This window comes from Pseudomonas parakoreensis (assembly GCF_021602155.1).
Lineage (GTDB): Bacteria > Pseudomonadota > Gammaproteobacteria > Pseudomonadales > Pseudomonadaceae > Aquipseudomonas > Aquipseudomonas parakoreensis.
This window is the reverse complement of record NZ_BQHY01000019.1, coordinates 48133-66028: the sequence shown is the minus strand read 5'-3', so window position 1 is coordinate 66028 and position 17896 is coordinate 48133. Positions and strand designations below refer to the sequence as shown.

The 17896-nt window shown below is 60.5% G+C and carries 19 protein-coding genes; 14 read left to right on the top strand and 5 right to left on the bottom strand.

The features are described 5' to 3' along the window. Nucleotides 1-618 precede the first annotated feature (618 nt). Nucleotides 619-2127 (top strand): malate dehydrogenase (quinone), encoded by a 1509-nt coding sequence (mqo, locus tag L6D63_RS24050; RefSeq protein WP_131671055.1) that lies wholly within the window; start codon nt 619-621, stop codon nt 2125-2127. 160 nt (nt 2128-2287) lie between these two features. Here mqo and L6D63_RS24045 read toward each other — a convergent pair whose 3' ends face one another. The 3 genes from L6D63_RS24045 to L6D63_RS24035 form a co-directional block, all read right to left on the bottom strand. Next, a complete protein-coding gene (locus L6D63_RS24045) occupies nt 2288-2575 on the bottom strand; it encodes a PA4642 family protein (RefSeq protein WP_041072426.1) in 288 nt (95 codons plus the stop codon). A 63-nt stretch (nt 2576-2638) separates the two neighbouring features. After that, a complete protein-coding gene (locus L6D63_RS24040; protein WP_131671054.1) occupies nt 2639-3124 on the bottom strand; it encodes a hypothetical protein in 486 nt (161 codons plus the stop codon). A 134-nt stretch (nt 3125-3258) separates the two neighbouring features. After that, nucleotides 3259-3816 (bottom strand): hypoxanthine-guanine phosphoribosyltransferase, encoded by a 558-nt coding sequence (locus L6D63_RS24035; RefSeq protein ID WP_041072430.1) that lies wholly within the window; start codon nt 3814-3816, stop codon nt 3259-3261. 162 nt (nt 3817-3978) lie between these two features. On the opposite strand from L6D63_RS24035, the gene upp reads away from it, so the two are divergent. After that, nucleotides 3979-4617 (top strand): uracil phosphoribosyltransferase, encoded by a 639-nt coding sequence (gene upp, locus L6D63_RS24030; protein WP_041072432.1) that lies wholly within the window; start codon nt 3979-3981, stop codon nt 4615-4617. Nucleotides 4618-4619: 2 nt separating this feature from the next. Then, the gene (locus tag L6D63_RS24025; RefSeq protein ID WP_007951684.1) at nt 4620-5894 is read left to right on the top strand and encodes a uracil-xanthine permease family protein; all 1275 of its coding nucleotides are present in this window, start codon (nt 4620-4622) and stop codon (nt 5892-5894) included. 111 nt (nt 5895-6005) lie between these two features. Here the strand turns inward: L6D63_RS24025 and hemH are convergent, their stop codons facing one another. Both hemH and L6D63_RS24015 read right to left on the bottom strand, forming a co-directional pair. Continuing rightward, nucleotides 6006-7031 carry a ferrochelatase gene (hemH, locus tag L6D63_RS24020; protein ID WP_131671053.1) on the bottom strand — a complete coding sequence of 342 codons (1026 nt, stop codon included), beginning with the start codon at nt 7029-7031 and terminating at the stop codon, nt 6006-6008. 13 nt (nt 7032-7044) lie between these two features. Continuing rightward, nucleotides 7045-7947 carry a TIGR01777 family oxidoreductase gene (locus tag L6D63_RS24015; protein ID WP_121187157.1) on the bottom strand — a complete coding sequence of 301 codons (903 nt, stop codon included), beginning with the start codon at nt 7945-7947 and terminating at the stop codon, nt 7045-7047. 197 nt (nt 7948-8144) lie between these two features. Between L6D63_RS24015 and L6D63_RS24010 the strand changes: the two genes are divergently transcribed. The 11 genes from L6D63_RS24010 to L6D63_RS23960 all read left to right on the top strand — a co-directional run bounded on the left by L6D63_RS24010 (nt 8145) and on the right by L6D63_RS23960 (nt 17857). After that, nucleotides 8145-9131: an NAD(P)/FAD-dependent oxidoreductase gene (locus tag L6D63_RS24010; protein WP_047296478.1), complete on the top strand. Its 987-nt coding sequence runs from the start codon at nt 8145-8147 to the stop codon at nt 9129-9131. After that, nucleotides 9128-9343 carry a TIGR02450 family Trp-rich protein gene (locus L6D63_RS24005; protein ID WP_047296480.1) on the top strand — a complete coding sequence of 72 codons (216 nt, stop codon included), beginning with the start codon at nt 9128-9130 and terminating at the stop codon, nt 9341-9343. The genes L6D63_RS24010 and L6D63_RS24005 overlap by 4 nt, the downstream gene beginning before the upstream one ends. A gap of 167 nt (nt 9344-9510) precedes the next feature. Continuing rightward, on the top strand, nt 9511-10473 hold the full coding sequence (locus L6D63_RS24000) for a YbgA family protein (protein ID WP_041072444.1): 963 nt from the start codon (nt 9511-9513) through the stop codon (nt 10471-10473). Continuing rightward, complete coding sequence (locus L6D63_RS23995) at nt 10473-11414, top strand: MerR family transcriptional regulator (RefSeq protein ID WP_047296481.1); 942 nt, start codon at nt 10473-10475, stop codon at nt 11412-11414. Before L6D63_RS24000 ends, L6D63_RS23995 begins: the two co-directional genes overlap by 1 nt. 11 nt (nt 11415-11425) lie before the next feature. Beyond that, nucleotides 11426-12871, top strand: a complete 1446-nt coding sequence (phrB, locus tag L6D63_RS23990) for a deoxyribodipyrimidine photo-lyase (RefSeq protein ID WP_131671052.1) — start codon at nt 11426-11428, stop codon at nt 12869-12871. Next, nucleotides 12864-13286 carry a nuclear transport factor 2 family protein gene (locus L6D63_RS23985; protein WP_047296486.1) on the top strand — a complete coding sequence of 141 codons (423 nt, stop codon included), beginning with the start codon at nt 12864-12866 and terminating at the stop codon, nt 13284-13286. The genes phrB and L6D63_RS23985 overlap by 8 nt, the downstream gene beginning before the upstream one ends. Beyond that, nucleotides 13283-14065 carry an SDR family NAD(P)-dependent oxidoreductase gene (locus L6D63_RS23980; RefSeq protein ID WP_047296488.1) on the top strand — a complete coding sequence of 261 codons (783 nt, stop codon included), beginning with the start codon at nt 13283-13285 and terminating at the stop codon, nt 14063-14065. The genes L6D63_RS23985 and L6D63_RS23980 overlap by 4 nt, the downstream gene beginning before the upstream one ends. Next, on the top strand, nt 14062-15309 hold the full coding sequence (locus tag L6D63_RS23975) for an NAD(P)/FAD-dependent oxidoreductase (RefSeq protein ID WP_121187161.1): 1248 nt from the start codon (nt 14062-14064) through the stop codon (nt 15307-15309). The genes L6D63_RS23980 and L6D63_RS23975 overlap by 4 nt, the downstream gene beginning before the upstream one ends. Next, entirely contained in the window at nt 15306-16121 is an 816-nt protein-coding gene (locus tag L6D63_RS23970) for a DUF1365 domain-containing protein (RefSeq protein WP_131671051.1), read from the top strand. The genes L6D63_RS23975 and L6D63_RS23970 overlap by 4 nt, the downstream gene beginning before the upstream one ends. Further along, a complete protein-coding gene (locus L6D63_RS23965) occupies nt 16108-17373 on the top strand; it encodes an SAM-dependent methyltransferase (RefSeq protein WP_131671050.1) in 1266 nt (421 codons plus the stop codon). The genes L6D63_RS23970 and L6D63_RS23965 overlap by 14 nt, the downstream gene beginning before the upstream one ends. After that, nucleotides 17366-17857 carry a DUF2878 domain-containing protein gene (locus L6D63_RS23960; protein WP_086791601.1) on the top strand — a complete coding sequence of 164 codons (492 nt, stop codon included), beginning with the start codon at nt 17366-17368 and terminating at the stop codon, nt 17855-17857. The genes L6D63_RS23965 and L6D63_RS23960 overlap by 8 nt, the downstream gene beginning before the upstream one ends. Nucleotides 17858-17896: the final 39 nt, after the last annotated feature.

Below are 17896 nucleotides of genomic sequence, written 5' to 3'. Positions count from 1 at the left end.
CGGGCCCCGCAACACCGGCAATGCCCTGCATTCGCCATCAAAATCGCCCACAGAGAGCCGCCCACACAGATCGAGTGAAGTTGGCGCGCTTGCCTGTTCTTCCGGCAAAACCCCGCTTTTCGCGAATCTGCAGAGCTGTCATACGCTCGGCCACCGCGTTGTTTTGCCTTTGCGGGCACGGTGCCAGGCCTGGACAGCCCTTTTTTGAGGTTCACGTCTTCAAAAGAGCGTGAAAAAAACGGGTTTTCACAACTTCACAAGAGTGTGGCGAGCAAATGAATAGTTTTGCGTCTGAACATGCACCATTAGCGTCTGTAACAGCCCAACGACACAGGACCGGGGATACCTCGAACATCGGAGCCTGAAGCCTGTCCGCTACGGATTTGGTTGCACAAAACGGATGTCTCGACCATAAGTCGAATTGCCAGCCGCGTGCTGAAATGAGTTCATGCAACTCTTGAAGCCAGGCCGCATGCATCCGTCGAAGTTGCGAAAAATTGCGAAGATTCGGACATGACGAACCTGACCATGGGTTATCCGGGGCGCAACTGACCTGCCCCGCCACTCCCTGGCAGCCATGCCGACAATTTGGTGCTGCAGATTTTGGAGACGCGTTAAATGGCGCATAACGAAGCAGTCGACGTAGTTCTGGTTGGGGCCGGCATCATGAGTGCCACCCTGGCAGTACTGCTCAAAGAACTCGACCCGACGATCAAGCTGGAAGTCGTCGAGTTGATGGATTCCGGGGCCGCGGAGAGTTCCAACCCGTGGAACAACGCCGGTACCGGCCACGCCGGCCTGTGCGAGCTGAACTACACGCCGCAGGCCGCCGACGGCAGCGTCGACATCAAGAAAGCCGTGCACATCAATACCCAGTTCGAAGTGTCCAAGCAGTTCTGGTCGTACCTGACCAAAAAAGGCACCTTCGGCTCGTGCAAGTCCTTCATCAGCCCGGTGCCGCACCTGAGCTTCGTCCAGGGCGACAAAGGCGTGTCGTTCCTCAAGGAACGCTTCAACGTGCTGCACAAGCACCACGCCTTCGCCGACATGGAATACACCGAAGACAAGGCCAAGATGGCCGAGTGGATGCCGCTGATGATGCCGGGCCGTTCGCCGGACGAAGTCCTGGCTGCGACCCGCGTGATGAACGGCACCGACGTCAACTTCGGCGCCCTGACCAATCAGTTGCTCAAGCACCTGACCAGCGCACCGGACACCCAGGTCAAATACTGCAAGCGCGTGACCGGCCTCAAACGTAACGGCGCCGGCTGGACCGTCAGCATCAAGGACGTCAACAGCGGCAACAGCCGTGAAGTCGATGCCAAATTCGTCTTCCTCGGCGCCGGTGGCGCGGCCCTGCCGCTGCTGCAGGCTTCGGGCATCGAGGAAAGCAAAGGTTTCGGCGGCTTCCCGATCAGTGGCCAGTGGCTGCGTTGCGATAACCCGGAAGTGGTCAAGCACCACCAGGCCAAGGTTTACAGCCAGGCCGCGGTGGGTTCGCCACCCATGTCCGTGCCGCACCTGGACACCCGCGTGGTCGACGGCAAGAAATCCCTGCTGTTCGGGCCTTACGCCGGCTTCACCACCAAGTTCCTCAAGCACGGCTCCTTCATGGACCTGCCGCTGTCGGTTCGCGCCGGCAACATCGGGCCGATGCTGGCGGTGGCGAAGAACAACATGGACCTGACCAAATATCTGGTCAGCGAAGTGATGCAATCGATGGAGCAGCGTCTGGACTCCCTGCGCCGCTTCTACCCGGAAGCGAAAGCCGAAGACTGGCGCCTGGAAGTGGCCGGCCAACGGGTGCAGATCATCAAGAAAGACCCGAAAAAGGGCGGCATCCTGCAATTCGGTACCGAGCTGGTCGCAGCGAAAGACGGCTCCCTCGCCGCCCTGCTCGGCGCTTCTCCAGGCGCTTCGGTGACCGTTTCGATCATGCTGGAACTGATCGAGAAATGCTTCCCGGCCAAGGCCAAGGGTGAGTGGGCAGCCAAACTGGCGGAGATCTTCCCGGCCCGTGAAAAGGTTCTGGTAACCGATGCTGCGCTGTATCGCAAGATCAACACGCAGAACAACATCGCCCTGGAACTGGTTGAAGAAAGCAGCGAGACCCCAAGCTTCGCTTGATCTTGCGGTATGAAAAACGCCCCGTACTCAGTGAGTGCGGGGCGTTTTTTATGGCCCTGAAAAGCAAAAGATCGCAGCCTGCGGCAGCTCCTACAGGGTAAACACAAATCCAGTGTAGGAGCTGCCGCAGGCTGCGATCTTTTGATCTTGTCTTTTGATCTTAACCGCGCGCCTTGTCGATCAGCTCAATGTACTCGGCCGCGTTACGCTGATCCTTGATCAGATCAACAAACGTCTGGCCCTGCTCATCCTTGCCATCCACGTCGTAACCGGCAGCCACGAAGAAAGTCAGAAAGCGCTCGAAATCGTCGATGCGCAAACCACGATAAGCCTTGATCAGTTTGTGCAGCGACGGCGAAGTGGCGTCGACCGGTTCAAAATCGAGGAACAGCTTGATCTGCTCATCGCCGATCTCGTCACCAATCACCTGTTTCTTATCTTTACGCATTGCCGACTCCAGCTCGCAGACATTACACGGGGCGGGCAGTTTACCCCTGCCCAGCCTCAAGGCTCAACGCGCACGAACGGCTCCGGTGTGCAGATCGGCCCAGATGTGGCCGTTGGCGTAACTGAGGAACTGTACATACACGGTGTCGTTGCGCAGCAGGTCGATCACCACCCGGTACTGGGCCAGCGGGTAGAACAGGGTCAGGGTTTTGCGCGTGTCGTCATAAACCGGTTTTTTCAGGCTTTTGCTTTCGCCGTCGAAATTGACCAGCACCTGGGTGATGGTTGCGCCCTTGTTCAGCGACTTGCCCTTGAGGCGGATCATCAACGGTGAGGTCACCGGAATCGGCTGCTGATTGGACTGGCGTTGCGCACCGACCACCACCGAATAATCGGTGACCTGCAGCAGTTGTTGCTGCTCGGGTTCGGCATCACGCAGGGTCAAGTCGTCTGGCGGTAGAAACTGACTGTGCATCGGCGCCGGGGCGGCGGCCAGGGGCAGGCTGAGGGTCAGCAAGAAGGCGGCAAAGCTGCGGATCAGAAGGCTCATGACGGGCTCCGGGGGCGGGGCCGAGCACTCTAGCATGGGATTAAAAGCAAAAGATCGCAGCCTTCGGCAGCTCCTACAGGGTGTACATCAATCCCCTGTAGGAGCTGCCGAAGGCTGCGATCTTTTGATCTTGCTTACATGCCTTTAACGGCAAAGATCCCGTTGGCGTTACGCCAGTAGCCTTTGTAGTCCATGCCGTAACCGAAGATGTAGCGGTCAACGCATGGCAGGCCGACGAAGTCGGCCTTCAGGTCAGGACGCGCCTTGCGGTCGTGGTCCTTGTCGATCAGCACGGCGGTGTGCACTTTGCGCGCGCCGGCGTGTTTGCAGAAGTCGATGATCGCGCCCAGGGTGTGACCCTCGTCGAGGATGTCGTCAATGATCAGCACGTCGCGGTCGATGAACGAGACTTCCGGCTTGGCTTTCCAGAACAGGTCGCCGCCGCTGGTTTCGTTACGATAACGGGTCGCGTGCAGGTAGGAGGCTTCCAGCGGGAATTGCAGGTGAGTCAGCAGTTTGCCGGAGAAGATCAGGCCGCCGTTCATCACGCAGAACACCACCGGGTTGCTGTCGGCCAGTTGTTCGTTGATGTGTGCACCGACGCGGGCGATGGCGGCCTCGACTTCAGCTTCGGTGTACAGGCAGTCAGCCTCTCGCATGATTTGACGGATATGCTCGAGATCAGCGGACATGGCGCTCTCCAGGGGTGGCGGAATTGGAAAAGCGGGCAAAGGTACGCATCCCGCGAGGTCGAATCAAGCGTTAATGGACTAACGTACTCAATGTCCTATAGGACATCACCCTCGGATAGATTAATCTAGGCCGGTTTTTTTGCCCGCCGCCGGAGTTTTTCCATGCCCATCCTCGAGATCCGCCATCCGCTGATCCGCCATAAACTCGGCCTGATGCGCCGCGCTGACATCAGCACCAAGAATTTCCGTGAGCTTGCTCAGGAAGTCGGCGCCCTGTTGACCTATGAAGCTACCAAAGACCTGCCCCTGGAAACCTACGATATTCCAGGTTGGTGCGGCACCGTGTCGGTGGAGAAAATCGCCGGCAAGAAGATCACCGTCGTGCCGATCCTGCGCGCCGGCATCGGCATGCTCGAAGGCGTGCTGAGTCTGATCCCGGGCGCCAAGGTTTCCGCAGTGGGCGTCGCCCGCAACGAAGAAACCCTGCAAGCGCACACCTACCTGGAAAAACTGGTTCCGGAAATCGACGAACGGTTGGCGATGATCATCGACCCGATGCTCGCTACCGGCAGCTCCATGGTCGCGACCATCGACCTGTTGAAGAAAGCCGGCTGCAAGGACATCCGCGCGATGGTGCTGGTCGCAGCGCCCGAAGGCATTGCTGCCGTAGAAAAGGCTCACCCGGACGTGACCATCTACACCGCGTCCATCGATGAGCGTTTGAACGAGCACGGTTACATCATCCCTGGGCTTGGCGACGCCGGTGACAAGATCTTCGGCACCAAGCAGAAGGACGCGTAAACATGCAGCAAGAGTTCAACGATCCGCTCTGGCGCACGGTGCTGTCCGGTGCCCAGATGCTGTTCGTGGCTTTCGGCGCCCTGGTGCTGATGCCGCTGATCACGGGCCTTGACCCGAACGTGGCACTGTTTACCGCGGGTTTAGGGACGATCCTGTTCCAGATCGTCACCGGGCGTCAGGTGCCGGTGTTCCTCGCGTCGAGCTTTGCCTTCATCACCCCGATCATTCTCGCCAAGGGCCAGTTCGGCCTCGCCGCGACCATGGGCGGCGTGATGGCGGCCGGTTTCGTCTATACCTTCCTCGGCCTTGCCGTGAAGATCAAAGGCACCGGCTTCATTGACCGTCTGCTGCCACCGGTGGTGATCGGTCCGGTGATCATCTCCATCGGCCTGGCGATGGCGCCGATTGCCGCGAACATGGCAATGGGCAAGGCGGGTGATGGTTCCGAGCTGATCCATTACCAGACCGCGATGATGATCTCGATGCCGGCGCTGCTGACCACGTTGATCGTGGCGGTGTTCGGCAAAGGCATTTTCCGCCTGGTGCCGATCATTTCCGGGGTGCTGGTCGGTTTTGCCATGTCGTTCTATTTCGGCGTGGTCGATACCGCGAAGATTGCTGCCGCGCCATGGTTCGCCCTGCCGCACTTCACGGCACCCGAGTTCAACTGGCAGGCGATCCTGTTCATCGTTCCGGTGGCGCTGGCGCCGGCCATCGAGCACATCGGCGGCGTCATTGCCGTGGGCAGCGTGACCGGTCGTGACTACCTGAAGAAGCCGGGCCTGCATCGCACCTTGCTGGGTGACGGCATCGCTACCACGGCCGCCGGCCTGTTTGGCGGCCCACCGAACACCACCTATGCCGAAGTGACCGGCGCGGTGATGCTGACCAAGAACTACAACCCGAAAATCATGACCTGGGCGGCGATCTTCGCCATCACCCTGGCGTTCATCGGCAAGTTCGGCGCGCTGCTGCAAAGCATTCCGGTGCCGGTGATGGGCGGGATTCTGTGCCTGCTGTTCGGCTCGATTGCCGCGGTGGGGATGAACACCCTGATCCGCCACAAGATCGATCTGGGCGAAGCGCGCAATCTGGTGATCGTCTCGGTGACTCTGGTGTTCGGCATCGGCGGTGTGCTGGTCGGCACTGGCACCGGCCCGGACGACTTCGGCCTCAAAGGCATCGCGTTGTGCGCGGTGGTGGCGATTGCGCTGAACCTGATCCTGCCGGGCAATGACAGCTGGAAGCACAAGAAGGCGGATGAGCCGCTGATCTAAGGCTTTAGATCTTTATTGTCTGACAGATAGCTTTCGCGAGCAGGCTCGCTCCCACATTGATCTTCGGTGCGCTGAAGATCCCCTGTGGGAGCGAGCCTGCTCGCGATGCTTTCAGAGGGCCAACGGCGCTCTCTCGCACAGGGTTGCCAACGCCTTCGCCCATTGCGGGTCGTCATTCAGGCACGGCACCAGCACCAGCTCCTCGCCCCCCGCCTCGCGGAACTGTTCCTGGCCGCGATCCCCGATCTCTTCCAGCGTCTCGATGCAATCGGCGACAAACGCCGGGCACATCACCAGAATCTTTTTCACGCCGCTTTTCGCCAGCTCGTCCAGCCGCGCTTCGGTGTAGGGTTCGATCCACTTCGCCCGCCCCAGACGCGACTGAAACGACACCGACCATTTGCCATCGGCAATGCCCGCGCGCCTGGCGAACTCGGAGGCAGTGCGCAGGCACTGAGCGCGGTAACAGGTGGCCAGCACGGCCGGCGAGGCATTCTTGCAGCAGTCTTCGTTTTTTAAGCAGTGATAGCCCGTTGGATCGAGCTTGGTCAGGTGCCGCTCCGGCAGGCCATGAAAACTCAGCAGCAAGTGATCGTAATCCTGCTGCAAGTGCGGTTGGGCGCTGGCGACCAGTGCATCGAGGTATTCCGGCTGATCGTAAAACGGTTGCAGCACCGACAGGTTCACGTCGAGTCGGTTCTCGCGAATCACCCGCTTGGCTTCTTCGATTACCGTAGTGGTGGTGCTGTCGGCGAACTGTGGATAAAGCGGCGCCAGGGTAATGCGCTTGTGCCCGGCGGCGACCAGTTGCAGCAATTTCGTTTCAATCGACGGCTCGCCGTAACGCATGGCCAGTTCCACCGGGCCATGGGTCCACTGGGTGGTCACCTGCTGTTGCAGACGACGGCTCAGCACCACCAGCGGCGAACCCTCCTCCCACCAGATCGACGCGTAGGCATGGGCCGATTGTTCGGGGCGTTTAATCAGAATCAGCGACACCAACAGCCGCCGCACCGGCCACGGCAGGTCGATCACGTACGGGTCCATCAGAAACTGATTGAGGTAGCTGCGTACATCGGCCACCGAAGTCGAGGCCGGGGAGCCCAGGTTGACCAGAAGCAAGGCGTGATCGGTCATGCATCGTCCTATTTCAAAGGCGGCCGGAGAGATCATCCAGAGCCGCGCGCAAATCCGTGAACTGGAAAGTGAAACCCGCTTCCAGCAAGCGTGCCGGCATGGCGCGTTGGCCACCCAGCAACAGCAAAGACATTTCGCCAAGCCCGACCTTCAGCGCCAGGGCCGGCATCGGCATGAACGCCGGACGGTGCAGCACGCTGCCCAGCGTCTTGGCAAACTCGCGATTGCGCACCGGTTTCGGCGCGCAGGCATTATAGGGACCGCTCGCCTGATCGCGGTGCAGAAGAAAATCAATCAGGGCGATTTGATCATCAATATGAATCCATGGCATCCACTGCCGACCATTGCCCAAAGGCCCGCCCAGCCCAAGCTTGAACGGCAGCAACAGCCGCGACAAAAAGCCGCCCTCGGCTGATAGCACCAGCCCGGTTCGTACCAGCACCACGCGCACGCCCAACGCTTCGGCACGCTGCGCGGTTTCCTCCCAGGCAATGCACAACTGGCTGGCAAAATCGTCGATCACCGGCGGTGAATCCTCGGTCAGCTCGCGCTCACCGCCGTCACCGTACCAACCGACTGCAGAACCGGAAATCAACAACGCCGGTTTCTGTTGTCGCGCTTCCAGCCACGCCAGCAGGGTTTCGGTCAGGGTGATGCGGCTGCTCCACAACAACGCTTTGCGCCGATGGGTCCATGGCCGATCCGCGATCGGTGCTCCAGCCAGATTGACGATTGCGTCCAGTGGCTCGTTGCCGAAGTCTTCGAGACGAGCAATACCACGCACCTGCGCACCGCAGATCTGCGCGACTTTCTCCGGACGCCGACTCCACACCGTCAGTTGATGGCCTTGCCTGGACCAATACTGACAGAGCTGACGTCCGATCAAACCAGTACCGCCGGTCAGCAATATGCGCATGACATCTTCCTCGCGTGGCGTTTTACCCTGATCACTAGTCTATTTTTATAAGCAGGGATCTTTTCTATCGGGCAGGCTCTATTGTTTAACCATAGGCCAAGCTGTCAGAACGAGAACGCTAGAAGTTATACCAAAAAACAAAATTGTACAGGTTTCATTGACGGCGTAGTCTGTACAGAAAGGTAAACGAGGCCCCTATGACTGTACCTATCGCAATCATCGGCACCGGCATCGCCGGACTCTCCGCCGCGCAAGCGCTGACAGAGGCCGGACACACCGTCCAGCTCTTCGACAAAAGCCGCGGCAGCGGCGGGCGCATGTCGAGCAAACGCAGCGACGCCGGCTCTCTGGACATGGGCGCGCAATATTTCACCGCCCGCGACCGACGCTTCGTCACCGAGGTGCAGCGCTGGCAAAGCCAGGGCTGGGTCGCCGAATGGCAACCGCAGCTCTACACCTGTCAGGGCGGGCAATTGAATCTGTCGCCGGACGAGCAGACCCGTTGGGTCGGCACGCCGCGCATGAGCGCCATCACCCGCGGCTTGCTCAATGGCCTGGAAGTGCACTTTGCCTGCCGCATCACCGAGGTGTTTCGCGGCGAAGAACATTGGCATTTGCAGGACGCCGAAGGCTTTACCCATGGTCCCTTCAGCCATGTGGTGATCGCCACCCCGGCGCCGCAAGCCACCGCATTGCTGGCCGCTGCACCGAAACTCGCCGGCGCGGCCGCCGGGGTGAAAATGGACCCGACCTGGGCCGTCGCCCTCGCCTTCGATACGCCACTGGACACACCGATCGAAGGTTGCTTTGTGCAGGACAGTCCGCTCGACTGGCTGGCACGCAACCGCAGCAAACCGGGACGTGACACGACGTGCGACACTTGGGTACTGCACGCCAGCAGCGCCTGGAGCCGGCAACACATCGACCTGCCCAAGGAAGCGGTGATCGAGCAACTGCACGGTGCCTTCGCCGAACTGCTGCACAGCGCCATGCCCGCGCCGACCTTCAGCCTCGCCCACCGCTGGCTCTATGCGCGCCCTGCGACCGGCCACGAATGGGGCACGCTGGCCGACGCCGATCTGGGCCTGTATGCCTGCGGCGACTGGTGTCTGTCGGGGCGCGTCGAGGGGGCCTGGCTCAGCGGCCAGGAAGCTGCGCGCCGTTTGCATGAACACTTGCAATGAACCGCATCAATCCGCAAAAGCTGCTGCTCTCGAAGTGGACAGCAGCCCACCCGCAAAACCGTGAAAAGCATTTTCTGGTCACCGAGCTGTTCCGTGATGAGGAAGGTACGGTGCTGGAGATCGAGTTGCAGGCAGTCCTGACGCAGCGCAGCGAAAGGCTTGATTGGCAGCGCCTGAAAATTTCGACTGAATGGCTCCAGGGCTGGAAGTAACCACTCCCCGTGATCCGACGCCTTCGCGAGCAAGCTCGCTCCCACAGTTGAGAGCGTTAAACCTGGAAAAACTTATACAAATGAGTTGACTTGTACACGCATGAATCTATGCTGAGGAAAAGTTGTACAGAAATAAATACCTGTACAGGAATAGATTCGAGGTGTGCATGTCCGATCTTTCTGCTTTGCGGCCCAAAATCGCCATCAGCGCCTGCCTGATGGGCGCCGAAGTGCGCTACAACGGCGGGCACAAGGAATCGCGGCTGTGCAGCCGCACCCTCGCCGAGCATTTCGAATTCGTCCCGGTTTGTCCTGAAGTCGCGATTGGCCTGGGCATTCCTCGCGAGCCGATCCGGCTGGTCGGGGATCCGGACGCTCCTGAAGCGGTCGGCACCGTCAACCCGCAGATCAATGTCACCGAACCGCTGGCGGCCTACGGGCAGAAAATGGCCGGCGAGCTCAATGACATTTGCGGCTACATCTTCATGCAACAGTCGCCTTCATGCGGTCTGGAGCGGGTCAAGGTCTATCACGCCAACGGCGCGCCGGTGAATGGCGGCGGCCGTGGCATCTATGCCCAGGCGTTCTGCGCACAGCACCCGGATCTGCCAGTGGAAGAAGCCGGACGTCTGAACGATCCGGTGTTGCGGGAGAACTTTATCACCCGCGTACTCGCCTACAGCGCCTGGCAACAAGTGCTCAAACAAGGCTTGAGCCGCCGCGCACTGACCGAATTCCACTCGCGCTACAAATACCTGTTGATGGCGCACAACCCTGAGCAATACAAAGCCTTGGGCAAATTGCTGGGCAACATGGCCCAGACCGATCCGGTCGAACTCGGCCCGCGCTATTTCAGCGAGCTGATGAGCGCGTTGAAGAAATGCGCCACCCGCCGCACCCACAGTAACGTCCTGCAGCACATCAGCGGCTACCTGAAACAGGCGATCAGCCCTGAAGACAAACAGGAAATGCAACATGTCATCGGCCAATACCGTCACGGCATCGTGCCGCTGGTGGTGCCGCTGACCTTGCTCAAACATCATTTTCGCCAACACCCGGATCCGTACATCGCGCAACAGGTGTACCTGCAGCCGCATCCGGAAAACCTCAGCCTGCGAAACGCCATTTGATGAACGACACACTCGACAGCAGCGCCCGGGAAGACCTCGGCGCGGACTTCAAGAAAGCCCTCGACGAGGGCTGGCTGCCCATCCGCGAAGTGGCGCGGCAGACCGGCGTCAACGCCATTACCCTGCGCGCCTGGGAGCGCCGTTACGGGTTGATCGTGCCGCAGCGCACGCCCAAGGGCCATCGTCTGTACTCCAGCGAACATGTGCAACGGATCCTGACCATTCTGACCTGGCTCAACCGAGGCGTGGCGGTCAGTCAGGTCAAACCGTTGCTCGACGCGCCGCAAGCCTTCACCGAGACGGTGGAGAATGACTGGCAACGACAGCGTCAGTCCTTGCTCGGCGCCGTCATCCAGCTCAATGAGCGCAATCTCGACGACAGCATCAACCAGGCCATGGCCCTGTACCCGCCACGCACGCTGTGCGAGCAATTACTCCTGCCGCTGCTGGCCGAACTCGAACAGCGCTGGCAAGGACAGTTCGGTGCGCAGATGGAGCGTGTGTTCTTTTATTCGTGGTTGCGCAGCAAATTCGGCGCGCGCATCTACCATAACAATCGGCAATTGCACGCTGCACCGCTGCTGCTGATCAATCACTCGGACCTCGCGCTGGAACCACACCTGTGGCTCTGCGCGTGGCTGATCAGCAGTGCCGACTGCCCGGTACAAGTGTTCGACTGGCCTCTTCCGGCCGGAGAACTGGCGCTGGCGGTCGATCATCTGCAAGCGCGAGGAGTGCTGCTGTATTCCAGCAAGGCAATGAACCTGGCGCAGCTGCCGAAACTGCTGAACGGCATCAGCGCGGCAAAAATGCTCGTCGGACCAACGGTATGCATCCACCAGACCGAGTTGTCCGTAAGACCCCTTGAGATCGCTGATTTGATCCTGGCCGAAGATTCGCTCTCGGCCCATCAGGTACTCGTTCAGCGTGGGCTGATTTAATGGAAACCGCGATGCAATTGATCTGGCTGCGCAGCGACTTGCGCCAACATGACAACACCGCCCTCGCGGCTGCCGCTGCGCGCGGCCCGACGGTTGCCGTGTATCTGTTGAGCCCGCAGCAGTGGCTGGAACATGACGACGCGGCGTGCAAGATCGACTTCTGGCTGCGCAACCTGCGTGAATTGAGTGCCAGCCTTGGTGCGCTGAATATCCCGTTGCTGCTGCGCACTGCCGACCATTGGGATCAGGCACCGGCGGTGTTGCTTGAGCTTTGCCGGCAACTGAACGTGGAAACCGTGCACGCCAATGAAGAATACGGCGTCCACGAAAGCCAGCGCGACGCCGCAGTCGCCGCGACCCTGAGAACCAGAGGCATCGCGTTTCACAGCTACCTCGATCAACTGCTGTTCAGACCCGGCACGGTACTGACCAAAACCGAAACTTACTTTCAGGTGTTCAGCCAGTTTCGCAAGGTTTGCTATGAGCGCCTGCATCGTTCGGTGCCAGCGTTGGTAAAAGCCCCCGGCAAGCAAGCGAAGCTGAATGTCGACAGCGATCCGGTGCCGGCCTCAATCAAAGGTTTTGCAGCACCGAGCGAGTCATTGCGCGCCCTGTGGCCGGCAGGCGAGCAGGAAGCCCGGCGCCGTCTCGACACCTTCGCCGACGCGCAGATCGACTACTACCAGAGCGAACGCGACTTCCCGGCCAAACCCGGCACCAGTCAACTCTCGGCCTATCTGGCCGCCGGGGTGATTTCGCCGCGCCAATGCCTGCATGCGGCCCTGCAAAGCAATCAGGGCGAGTTCGACAGCGGCAAGGTCGGCGCGGTGACGTGGATCAACGAGCTGCTGTGGCGTGAGTTCTACAAGCACATTCTGGTCGGCTACCCACGGGTATCGCGTCACCGCGCGTTTCGCACGGAAACCGAGGCCCTGGCCTGGCGTGATGCGCCGGACGATCTGGCCGCGTGGCAAGAAGCGCGCACCGGTTTGCCGATCATTGATGCGGCCATGCGCCAATTGCTGGAAACCGGCTGGATGCACAACCGTCTGCGGATGGTGGTGGCGATGTTCCTGACCAAAAACCTGTTGATCGACTGGCGTGAAGGCGAGCGTTTTTTCATGCGTCACCTGATCGACGGCGACCTGGCAGCGAACAACGGCGGCTGGCAATGGAGCGCTTCGACCGGTACTGATTCGGCACCGTACTTCCGTATTTTCAACCCGATCAGCCAATCGGAAAAATTCGACAGCGAAGGCTTGTTCATCAAGCACTGGCTGCCTGAGCTGGCTGGCCTGAACAAGAAAGAAGTACATGACCCGGCCAGCGCCGGCGGACTGTTCGGCGTCGCCAACTATCCGGCGCCGATCGTCAATCTCGGGGCTTCGCGCGAACGCGCGCTGGCGGCTTTCAAGAACCTGCCGTCGCGCTCGTCTACAGGAGAGGTCCATGAGTGAATTCCTGCGCCGCTTCGCCCACCAGTTTGCCGGGTTGAACAAAGACAACTTGCAACGCCTGGGCGAGCTGTACAGCGATGACATTCACTTCACCGACCCGCTGCATGAAGTGCAGGGTTTGAAACAACTGCGCCATTACTTCAGCGAGTTGTATGCCAACGTCAGCGAGCTGCGCTTCGATTTCCACGGCTTCGACCAGATCGCTGACGGCGAAGGCTACTTGCGCTGGGTCATGAGTTACCGCCACCCGCGTCTGGCCGGCGGCCGTTTGATTCGCGTCGCCGGGTGTTCGCACCTGCTCTGGCGAGACAAGGTTTATCGCCACCGGGATTATTTCGATGCCGGGGCCATGCTGTATGAACATTTACCCGTATTGGGCCGGGCGATCGCCTGGTTGAAAAGGAGAATGGGATGAGTCGTACACCTCCGCGGCGGTATTGGCTGACCGGTGCCAGCAGTGGCATCGGCGCAGCACTGGCTGAAGAGATTCTGAAAAGCGGCGCGCATCTGGCCGTCAGCTCGCGGCAAGTGGCACCACTTAAAGTGTTGTCGCAACGCTATCCGGGGCAAGTGCTGGTGGTGGCGGGCGATCTGACCAACAGTCAGACCGTGCGCGAAATCGGTCAGCAGATCGAACAGGCCTGGGGGTCACTGGACAGCGTGATTCTCAATGCCGGCACCTGCGAATACGTGGACGCCCGCCAGTTCGATGCCTCGATCATCGAACACGTGGTGCGCACCAACCTGCTCGCCAGCAGTTACTGCATCGAAGCCGCCCTGCCGTTGTTGCGCAAAGGTACCGCGCCGCATCTGGTCGGCATGGCCAGCTCCGTGACCTACCTGCCGCTGCCTCGGGCCGAAGCCTACGGCGCGTCGAAAGCCGGGCTGCGCTATCTGTTCGAATCGCTGCGGATCGATCTGGCCGTCGAGGGCATCGAAGTCACCATCATCAGCCCGGGTTTTGTCGAAACCCCGCTGACCGCGAAAAACGACTTCCCGATGCCGTTGAGCTGGCCTGTGGATAAAGCCGCGCGGCACATCTTCGCCAAGCTCAAGGATCGTCCGCTGGAGATCGCCTTTCCCGCACTGTTCATGGCGGCGCTGTGGCCACTGTCGAAGCTGCCGGCGCGCCTGCAACTGGCGATCGGCAAGCGCATGGTGCGCAGCAACCCACCGCTGCGAGACCCGATATGAAGATTGCCATTGTCGGCAGCGGGATCGCCGGCCTGACCTGCGCCTACCTGCTCAATCGCCGACACGACATCACGGTGTTCGAGGCCAGCGACTGGGTGGGCGGCCACACGCATACCGTGCAGGTAACCGTCGACGGCCGCGAATACCACGTGGACACCGGCTTCATCGTGTTCAACGACTGGACCTACCCGAACTTCATTCGTTTGCTCGGCCAGCTCGGTGTGTCGTTCAAACCGACCGAAATGAGCTTCTCGGTGACCGACCCGGACACCGGCCTGGAATACAACGGCAATAACCTCAACAGCCTGTTCGCCCAGCGCAGCAACCTGCTGTCACCGGGCTTCTGGGGGATGTTGCGCGACATCCTGCGCTTCAATAAAGAAGCCCAGCGCGACCTCGCCGAACAGCGGATCGCCGCCGACACCACCCTCGACGATTACCTCAAGGCTGGCGGTTACGGTGAACGTTTCATCCTGCACTACATCGTGCCGATGGGCTCGGCGATCTGGTCGATGCCGATGGCCGAGATGCTCAATTTTCCGCTGCAATTCTTCGTGCGTTTCTTCAAGAACCATGGCCTGTTGTCAGTCAGTGACCGCCCGCAGTGGCAGGTGATCGAGGGCGGCTCAAGTGCTTATGTCGCGCCGCTGACCGCCGCGTTCGGGGACAAGATCCGTCTCAGTTGTCCGGTGACGCGCATCGATCGCGATGAACACGGCGTGGTTATCCACAGCCCGGCCGGCATCGAGCGTTTCGACAAAGTCGTGCTCGCCTGTCACAGCGATCAGGCCCTGCAACTGCTGGGCACGCCCAACCATAATGAACGCTCGATCCTCGGCGCCCTGCCTTATGCCGATAACGAAGTCGTATTGCATACCGATACCCGTCTGCTGCCGACCCGAAAACTGGCGTGGGCCAGCTGGAACTATCGCTTGAGCGGCGCCGGCCATACTCACGCGGCAGTCACTTACGACATGAACATCCTGCAGGGCATTCAGAGTGACACCACGTTCTGCGTCAGCCTCAACCAGAGCGCCGGGATCAGCCCGTTCAAGGTACTCGCCAAATACACCTACGCCCACCCGCAATTCAGCCTTGCGGCCGTTGCGGCGCAAAACCGCTGGGCCGAAATCGACGGTCAGCAGCACACCCACTACTGCGGCGCTTACTGGGCCAACGGCTTTCATGAGGACGGCGTGGTCAGCGCATTACGCGTGGCCGCCGCGTTCGGGGAAAGCTTATGAACAGCGCCCTGTACAGCGGCTGGATCGGTCATCGGCGCTTTGCGCCCAGACGCCACGAATTCCGCTACCGCATCGGTCTGTTGTACCTCGATCTGGCCGAACAGGACGCCGTGTTCGAACTGTCGCCGTTTGCCAGCCGCAGCCGTTTTGCGCCGTTTTCGTTTCGCGAAACCGATTACCTGAAAGCCTTTACCGGCAGCGGCATGCGCCTGATCGACGCGGTACGCCAGCAGGTCGCAGGCGCCATTGGCTATCAGCCGCAAGGTTCGGTCTGCCTGCTGACCCAGCCGCGCAGTTGGGGTCTGGCGTTCAATCCGGTGAGCTTCTTTTATTGTCACGAAGCCGACGGGCAACTGGCGGCGATTCTTTGCGAAGTGACCAACACGCCGTGGCGCGAACGTTATCACTACGTTTTGCCCGCCCGCACGCCGCCCCACTTGCAAGACTTTCATCAGCATTTCGCCGTGGCCAAGGCCTTTCATGTTTCGCCGTTCCTGCCGCGCGATCTGGAGTACCGCATGAGTTTCAGCCCGGCTGCGCAAAACCTCGGCGTGCACATGGCCGACTGGCAGGGCGACCTCAAGCTGTTCGACGCCACGCTGAACTTGCAACGCGAGCCCCTTGATCGCCGCAGCCTGCACCGCTACTTGCGGCGTTTTCCGTGGATGACCGCGAAAACCTGTCTGGCCATTTATTGGCAAGCCCTGCGCCTGTTGCTCAAACGCGCGCCGATTTTTGCTCATCAGGCTGCCGACGGCAGCTTCCAAATCGCCACTGTGCCTCCCAAGGAGCACCGCCATGAAATCCTCTAGCCTGACTGTCAGTCGCTTCAGCACCAACGGCTTGACCGGCTCGCTGCTGCGGCGCGGCGTATTGCGGCAACTGAGCCGACTCAAACACGGGCAATTACTGGTGGTCGAGGACGGCGAACGCCTGATGTTCGGTACGCCGGGCAGCCACCTGCTCGGTGAAATCCATGTCCAGGATGCAGCAGTGTGGGGCATGGTCGCCGGCAACGGCTCGATCGGTGCCGGTGAAGCGTTTATCCACGGTTACTGGAGTTCGCCGGACCTGACCGCGGTGGTGCGCGTGTTCGTCAGCAACCTCGACGTACTCGACGCCATGGAACGCGGTCTGGCCCGCCTCAGCCGGCCACTGGTGCAAGGCCTGCACTGGCTCAACCGCAACACGCGCAAGGGCTCGCAGAAAAACATCGCCGCGCACTATGACCTGGGCAACGATCTGTTCGAACAGTTTCTCGACCCGACCATGATGTATTCGGCCGCGCAGTTCCTCACGCCCGAGGACAACCTGGAACAGGCACAACTGAACAAGCTGGAACGGATCTGCCAGAAGCTCGCGCTCCAACCCGAAGACCACCTGCTGGAGATCGGCACCGGCTGGGGCAGCATGGCGCTCTATGCTGCGCAGCATTACGGTTGCCGCGTCACCACCACGACCCTGTCGAAAGAGCAGTACGCGTTTACCGCCAAGCGCATTGAAGCCCTGGGGTTGCAGGATCGGGTGACGCTGCTGCTCAAGGATTACCGCGACCTCACCGGCGAGTACGACAAACTGGTGTCGATCGAAATGATCGAAGCGGTTGGCCATCGCTTCCTGCCGACCTACTTCAAACAATGCGCGCACCTGCTCAAGAGCAACGGCCTGATGCTGTTGCAGGCAATCACCATCCGCGAGCAGCGCTACGAGCAGGCCAAGCGCGGCGTCGACTTCATCCAGCGCTACATCTTCCCCGGCGGCGCCCTGCCCTGCGTACAAAAAATGCTTGAAGTGGTCAGCCGCGAAACCGACATGAACCTGCTCCACATGGAAGACTTCGGCCTGCACTACGCCCGTACCCTGCGCCTGTGGCACGAAAACTTTCGCCGCGCCCATGGCCGTTTGAGCGAATTGGGTTACGACGATTACTTCCTGCGGCTGTGGGAGTTTTACCTGTGCTACTGCGAAGGCGGTTTTCTGGAGCGCACCATCGGCACGGCGCAATTGCTGCTGGCGAAACCGGCGGCCATGCCGGCGCCGTTGCTCGGGCGCTTCGATGCTTGAGCGAGTGGCCAATGCCGTACTGTTTCAGGTCGGCTGGCTGGCTTGTGTCATCGGTGGCAACAGTCTGTGGCTGCTGCTGGCGCTGGCGGTGTTGGTGATTCACCTGGGCTGGATCAGCAGTTGGGCGGCGGAAGGTCGCTTGATCCTCAGCGTGGTGATTGTCGGCACGGCGGTAGACAGCCTGTTGCGGGCTGCCGGGGTGTTCGAATTCCAGGATCTGTCGCCGCTGATTCCGCTGTGGCTGATGCTGCTCTGGGCCTTGCTCGCCACCACGTTGCGGCATTGCCTGCAATGGAGCGCCCGTCCCTGGTGGCTGGCCAGCGCACTCGGTGCAGTGGGCGGCGCTGTCTCCTATTACGGCGGCGGACATCTGGCCGGCGTGCGATTCCCCTACGGTGAAGTGCCGACCCTGATCGGCATCGGCCTGCTGTGGGCCCTGCTGTTTCCGTTATTGCATGCCATGGCGCGGCGCTTGAGCCACTGAGCGTCTGTCAGACCTTTCACACGACAACCGGCGGCTGCC